The organism is Serratia sp. CY44782, from assembly GCF_052168715.1.
GTDB classification, from domain to species: domain Bacteria; phylum Pseudomonadota; class Gammaproteobacteria; order Enterobacterales; family Enterobacteriaceae; genus Serratia; species Serratia nevei.
The window spans coordinates 1-606 of the sequence record NZ_JBJNME010000042.1; the positions used below are offsets into that span (position 1 = coordinate 1).

General features: G+C 62.9%; 1 protein-coding gene. It reads right to left on the reverse strand.

All coding sequences use genetic code 11. The features are described 5' to 3' along the window. Positions 1 to 606: hypothetical protein (locus tag ACJ8HT_RS24160; protein WP_442520151.1), on the reverse strand; the 606-nt coding region annotated here is incomplete at both ends.

Below are 606 nucleotides of genomic sequence, written 5' to 3' on the forward strand. Positions count from 1 at the left end.
ATGCTGCTGCATGATAAAGGCCCGGCCGGCGGTGTCGGTGCGGTAGGGAATGCCCACCTCGTTGTCCAGCTCCAGGAGCTGGCGCTGATACTCTGCCGTCAGGTCATCAACCCAGTCAGCGTCTTGTTCAAGCACGGGGTGCCCGCGATAGAGGACGGCATTCATCGCCGGCGCAAACGGATTATGCGCCGCCAGGCGAAAGCGCAGCTGCAGACGCATCAGGCTGTCACTGTGACGGGTGATTGCCGGCGTATCGGTAAAGACGGCCGGCCTTAGCGGATAAACCCATGTGCCGGCTGGCCACGCGCCTAACGGGGTCGTGACGGTGACGCTGCCGGCATCGATGCTCTGGATCTGCGCGACGGCCTGGTTGGCCAACATCCCGAAACCCTGTTTAAGCAGCAGGTTATCGCCCACGACAAAATCACGGCCGGCGGTCGGCACAGCGATAACCTGGCTGCCCGCCGCGATGGGAGCCGACAAAACAGCAACGTCAGGAAACACCGGCATATCCCAGGTGACGCCGCCGGCATGAAAAAGCTGAGTCTCCAACGCGCGGGCGTCGGCATTGCCGGCAAGCACGGTAAACTCATACAGCCGGCGCGG